General features: G+C 66.3%; 4 protein-coding genes and 1 rRNA gene. 2 read left to right on the top strand and 3 right to left on the bottom strand.

Annotation, left to right across the window (positions count from 1 at the left end):
- Positions 1-183 precede the first annotated feature (183 nt).
- Together ACWELQ_RS35020 and ACWELQ_RS35015 are read right to left on the bottom strand one after the other, a co-directional pair.
- Positions 184-912 (bottom strand): YoaK family protein, encoded by a 729-nt coding sequence (locus ACWELQ_RS35020; protein WP_452401305.1) that lies wholly within the window; start codon positions 910-912, stop codon positions 184-186.
- 172 nt (positions 913-1,084) lie between these two features.
- Entirely contained in the window at positions 1,085-2,590 is a 1,506-nt protein-coding gene (locus ACWELQ_RS35015) for a leucyl aminopeptidase (RefSeq protein ID WP_452401304.1), read from the bottom strand.
- A gap of 207 nt (positions 2,591-2,797) precedes the next feature.
- Here ACWELQ_RS35015 and tuf point away from each other — a divergent pair, with 207 nt between their 5' ends.
- Positions 2,798-3,994, top strand: coding sequence for an elongation factor Tu (gene tuf / locus ACWELQ_RS35010; RefSeq protein ID WP_452401303.1), 1,197 nt, complete (start codon positions 2,798-2,800; stop codon positions 3,992-3,994).
- Between the two features lie 40 nt (positions 3,995-4,034).
- Here the strand turns inward: tuf and ACWELQ_RS35005 are convergent, their stop codons facing one another.
- Positions 4,035-5,462, bottom strand: a complete 1,428-nt coding sequence (locus ACWELQ_RS35005; protein WP_452401302.1) for a sugar porter family MFS transporter — start codon at positions 5,460-5,462, stop codon at positions 4,035-4,037.
- A gap of 631 nt (positions 5,463-6,093) precedes the next feature.
- Between ACWELQ_RS35005 and ACWELQ_RS35000 the strand changes: the two genes are divergently transcribed.
- Positions 6,094-6,180, top strand: a 16S ribosomal RNA gene (locus ACWELQ_RS35000); the annotation flags it as partial.

Raw genomic sequence — 6,180 nt, 5'->3', positions numbered from 1 at the left:
GTCGTCTTGAGCAGTCCAGTGCACTCAGGCGATCCAACCCGATCAGACGGGGCGCAGTGCGGCAGTCCAACGCGGCCCGGCGGCGCAACGCGGCCAAGCGATCCAACGCGGCCCGGCGGCGCTACGCGGCTAGGCCGTCTGACCTGTTCAGGGGGTTCAACCCCGCCAGGCGGTTCAGTGTGCTCAGGCGGTCCAACTCGCGGTGGAGCGACGGGTGGTGTGGCTCGCCACCGCGACCGCCGCCAGGATGACGGTGGCTACCCCGAGCGCGGCGGGAGCCGCGTGGTGCACGACCAGGGCAGCGCCGACGGCCGCGCCCCCGAACATGGCGGCGATCGGCACCAGCCGCCGCCCGACCCGACTACCGGATCCGCCCGCGGGCGCGCTGTCGGCGGCGATCCCGGTCAGAGTCAAGGTGAGCACGGTCGTCGTGAGATCCGGTACCGCGAGGGCGCGAGCGGTCGCGTTCTGCAACCCCAGCCCGAGTCCAAGCAGGACGATCAGAACCGTCAGCGACCAGCCGTGATAGGGGCGCGGCGCGACCATCGCCGTCACGAAAGCCGCTGCGACCAAACCCAATTCGACCCAGGCGGCCACATTCAAATGCCGTCCACGATGCACCCCGAGGCGAGCGCGTACCCGCCCTCCAGCCAACGCCCCGAGCAGAAACGCGCCCACCGCCAACACCAGCGCCCACCAGACGAACCCGGGCGCGCCACCCAGCGCGAACCCCGAGAACACCACATTGCCGGTCATATTCGCGACCAGCACATGCCCGAGCTCGAGATAACTGAAGGCATCCACCAACCCGGTGACGACCGTCAACGCCAGCAGCATCGGCGGCAGCGGCCCATGCGGCTGCCCCGCAGACGGCACGATCACCCGCACCGCGTCCGCGACATGCTCTCTCAACGACCCACCACCGGATTCCGCTCGCATCCGACGATTCTGACGCCCGCCCCCGGCATCGCCGACCATCCTGGCGCGTCAAGTCGGACGTGAGTCAGTCGCGATGTCACGCGCGACGGGAAACGCCCGCCTCCGCAGGGGTGCGGGGCGGGCGTTTTCCGACAGCGACGGGCCGCTATTCGGCGGCGATGTCCTCGAGCGTGGTGATCAGCGTGCGGACCGGGACGCCGGTGCCGCCCTTGCCGATGTAGCCGAAGGGTCCGCCGGTGTTGTAGGCCGGGCCCGCGACGTCGAGGTGTGCCCACTGCACGTTCTCGGGCACGAACTCCTTGAGGAACAGACCTGCCGAGAGCATGCCGCCCCAGCGGTGCGGCGCGACGTTCGCCAGGTCCGCGATCTTGGAGTTGATGTCGGCGCGGAGTTCGGCGGGAAGCGGCATGGCCCAGGCGTTCTCGCCGATCGACTGGGACAGGCGGGCGACGCGGTCGCGGAAGGCGTCGGTGCCCATGACGCCCGGGGTGCGGGTGCCGAGGGCGACCATCTGCGCGCCGGTCAGCGTGGCGACGTCGATGATGTAGTCCGGTCCGTCCTCGCCCGCCCGCACGATGGCGTCGGCCAGGATGAGCCGCCCCTCGGCGTCGGTGTTGATGACCTCGACCGTGGTGCCGCCGTACTGGGTGAGCACGTCACCGGGCCGCTGCGCGGTGGCCGACGGCATGTTCTCGGCCATCGGCACGGTGGCGATGACGGTGATCGGCAGGCTCAGTCGCGCCGCGAGCAGGGTGGTGGCGATGACCGCCGCCGCGCCGCCCATGTCGGAGGTCATGTTCTCCATGCCCGCCGCGGGCTTGATGGAGATGCCGCCGGTGTCGAAGGTGATGCCCTTACCGATCAACGCCACCTTGCGATCACCACCGGCGTAGGTGATGCGGATCAGCCGCGGCGGCCGCGAGGACCCCTTGCCGACGCCGAGAATGCCACCGTAGCCCTGGGTTTCGAGTTCCTTCTCATCCAGGATCTCCACCTGCAACCCGGCGGCCTTGGCCAATTCGGCTGCGCGGTTGGCGAATTCGCCCGGGAACAGGTCGCTGGGCGGGGTGTTCACGAAATCCCGTGCGGTGGCGACGGCTTCGGCGATGGCCTGCGCCCGGAAGAGCTCCTCTTCGCCGGAATCCGCTGACGGAACCAGGAATTCGACCCGCTTGACCGGCTGATCGTCGGCCTTCGGCGCGGACTTGGCCGACTTGAACGCGGTGAACTGGTACGCGCCCAGGTAGAACCCCTCGGCCGCCGCACCCAGATCCAGTCCGGACAGCGTGGTGACCGCGGTCGCGACCCCGGTCAGCGCCCGCCCGGCCGCACCGGCCGACTTGCGCACCTGCTCGGCATCCACCTTGTCGGACGCCCCGAGCCCGACCGCGAGCACGAAGTCCACGCCCAGCCCGGCCGGGGCGGGCACCCGGGTGATCTCCTCACCCTTGCCCTTGGCCCCGACGGCCCGAACCGCGCTCAGCAGTGCCGCCCGGGTGTCCGCGTCGAGTACGTCGGAGAAGGCGTCGGCGGGCGCGATAACCGGCCCGTCGTCCGACGAGGTGAGTCCGATGACGAGCACATCGGCGTCACCGATGCCCTCGGTGCGTACCAGTTCCGGTCCGAGCGAACGATCTGCAACAGCTGTCATAGCGACCCACGTTACTGGGCCGCCGGAGCCGCGGCCGGTTGGGCCGCGCTCGCGTCAACGGTCACTGACGTCCGGTTCACCCGGTTCCGGGTCTTTCCCGGCTCGCGCGGAAATACCCTGGATTTCGACACCGCCGTCGGGCATGACTTCGCGGTGTTTCCCACCCTCCGGTGCCCGCGTTTCGCATGGGTGCGCAGGAGGTCTCCAGTGGCGAAGGCGAAGTTTCAGCGGACGAAGCCGCACGTCAATGTCGGTACCATCGGCCATATCGACCACGGCAAGACGACTCTCACCGCGGCGATCACCCGGGTCTTGCACGAGAAACATCCGGACCTGAACCCCTTCACCCCGTTCGAGGCCATCGACAAGGCGCCCGAGGAGCGCCAGCGCGGCATCACCATCTCCATCGCCCATGTCGAATACCAAACGGAGAACCGGCATTACGCGCACGTCGATTGTCCCGGGCACGCCGACTACATCAAGAACATGATCACCGGCGCGGCCCAGATGGACGGCGCGATCCTGGTGGTCGCCGCCACAGACGGCCCGATGCCGCAGACCAAGGAGCACGTGATCCTGGCCCGGCAGGTCGGCGTGCCGAAAATGGTGGTGGCGCTGAACAAATGCGACATGGTGGAGGACGAGGAGATCCTGGAGCTGGTCGAGCTCGAGGTGAGCGATCTGCTCAGCGAATACGAATTCGACGGCGACAACACGCCGATCGTCCGCGTCTCCGCGTATCAGGCGCTGGAGAATCCGACCGGCGCGTGGGGCGAGAACATCACCGAACTGCTGGACGCCGTGGACACCTGGATCGACACTCCCACCCGTGAGGTGGAGAAACCGTTCCTCATGCCCATCGAGGACGTCTTCACCATCACCGGCCGCGGTACCGTCGTGACCGGCCGCATCGAACGCGGGGTGCTCAAGGTGAACGCGGAGGTCGAGATCGTCGGCATCCGCCCGAAGACCACCAAGACCACGGTCACCGGCATCGAGATGTTCCGCAAACTCCTGGATGAGGGCCAGGCCGGGGAGAATGTCGGCCTGCTGCTGCGCGGCATCAAACGCGAGGACGTGGAACGCGGCCAGTGCGTGATCAAGCCCGGTTCGGTCACGCCGCACACCCAGTTCGAGGGCCAGGCGTACATCCTGTCGAAGGAGGAAGGTGGCCGTCACACCCCGTTCTTCAACAACTACCGGCCCCAATTCTATTTCCGCACAACGGATGTCACCGGTGTCGTCACGCTCCCGGCCGAGGTCGAGATGGTGCTGCCCGGCGACAATGTCGCCATGGCAGTAGTGCTGATCCAGCCCATCGCCATGGAACTCGGCCTGAAGTTCGCCATCCGCGAGGGTGGCCGCACCGTCGGCGCGGGCCAGATCACCAAGATCCTCAAGTAGTCCGGTGTGGCCGAGCCCCCGGGGGCCCGGCCACCGCGGTCTAGCCCATCTCCTCCAGCGCCTTGCCCTTGGTCTCGGGCACCCACTTGAGCACGAACGGGATCGAGAGCAGCGCGAACGCGGTGTAGATGACGTACGTGCCCGACAGGTTCCAGTCCGCGAGGCTGGGGAAGCTGGCGGTGATCACCCAGTTGGCGATCCACTGCGCGGACGCCGCCACACCGAGCGCGGCCGCGCGCAGCTTGTTGGGGAACATCTCGCCCAGCAGCACCCACACCACGACACCCCACGAGAGCGCGAAGAACAGCACGAACACGTGCGCGGAGATGAGCGCGGTAATGCCCTGCGCGTGGGGTAGTGACACATTGTCGCCGGACCCGGTCTTGGCCGAGAACGCCCACGCCTCCAGGCCGAGCGCGATGGCCATGCCCGCGGAGCCGATGAGCGCCAGCGGCTTCCGGCCGATCCGGTCGACCAGCACCATGGCGATCACGGTGCCGACGATATTGATGATCGACGTCGTGAACGAGTAGAAGAACGAACTGGACGGGTCGATACCGACGGACTGCCACAGTGTCGCCGAGTAGTAGAAGACGACATTGATGCCGACCAGCTGCTGGAACACCGACAGTCCGATACCGATCCACACCACCGGCAGGAACCCGAACCGGCTGCCGAGCAGATCCTTGAACGTCGAGCGGTGCTCGCTGTGCATGGCCTCCTGGATCTGGGCCACCCGGGCATCGAGATCACCGTGATCGCCCTCGACCTCGGTCAGCACCTCTTTCGCCTTGTCGATCTTCCCGACGGAGATGAGGTAGCGCGGCGACTCGGGGATGGTGAAGGAGAACATCCCGTAGAGCGCCGCGGGCACCACCATCACGCCGAGCATCCACTGCCAGGCTTCCAATCCGCCGATGTGTCCGCGCTGCTCACCCCCGGCCATCTTGAGGATCGCGAAGTTCACCAGCTGCGAGACGGCGATGCCGGTGACGATGGCCGCCTGCTGGAACGAGGCCAGCCGGCCGCGGTAGGCGGGCGGCGAGACCTCCGCGATGTAGGCGGGCCCGATCACCGAGGCCATGCCGATGCCGATGCCGCCGATGACGCGCCACATGGCCAGATCCCACAGCGCGAACGGCAGCGCCGACCCGATCGCGCTACAGGTGAACAGAGTGGCCGCGATCCGCATGACCCAGATCCGTCCGATCCGGTCGGCGATGCGTCCCGCGATGGCCGCGCCGACCGCGCAGCCGATCAGGGCGATGGCCACCACCTGCGCCAGCGTCGCCGACCCGATGTCGTACCTGTCCCGGATCGCCTCGACCGCGCCGTTGATGACCGAGCTGTCGTATCCGAACAGGAACCCGCCCATGGCGGCAGCGGCGGTAATGAAGACGACGTAGACCAGTCCGTCCGCCCCCTGCCCTTGGTCGCCGGGTGTTCGCGCTCCCACCGATGAATTCACGCAGACTCCTTCGTCGTGCCCCGTATTCCCGTGTCGACCCGCATTTCGACAATTGTTGCCGCTGGAATGCTTGTCAACGGTCAGGCAACGCCGGACGGGATTGCGGGGTCTCTCCCGCCGCCGAGCCCGTGTTCGCGGTACCCGCTGCCGCCGCGTCGTACCCCCGTCGATCATCAATCGCTGAAAACCCGCAGGTAGAGAGGCGATTTGACTTTGGTTTATCGCACCACGTAACTTATTCCAGGTCAGAGCGACACGGACACCGACCCGGAGCCCCAAGGGCCTGGGAAACGAGGTTGGACGAGGAGCGCCTGATGATCACACTAGTTCGACCTGACCAGCCGATTTGGTTCTGCTGATGGGTGCGAGCTAAGCTTGAAAAGTTGCCTCGGAGACCTACCGGAACAGAGTTTCGGTGAGGTTCTGTGTGCGTGTGTTCTTTGAGAACTCAATAGTGTGTCGATGAATGTCAGTGCCAAATATTTTATTTGGTTCCAATCATTCTCACCCCCGTGAGGGTGGTTGGACAATTTAGTCAGCTTAATTTCCGAGCTGGCGTTTGATTTGCCAAGGTTTTCGGACTCTGGTTAATTCTTCCGATTTCATCCGTAAGGATGCATTTCGAGAGTCTTCAACGGAGAGTTTGATCCTGGCTCAGGACGAACGCTGGCGGCGTGCTTAACACATGCAAGTCGAGCGGTAAGGCCCTTCGGGGTAC

This window comes from Nocardia sp. NPDC004722, assembly GCF_053601505.1.
Note: the sequence above shows the minus strand (reverse complement) of the source record. Positions and strands in the feature narration are given on the sequence as shown.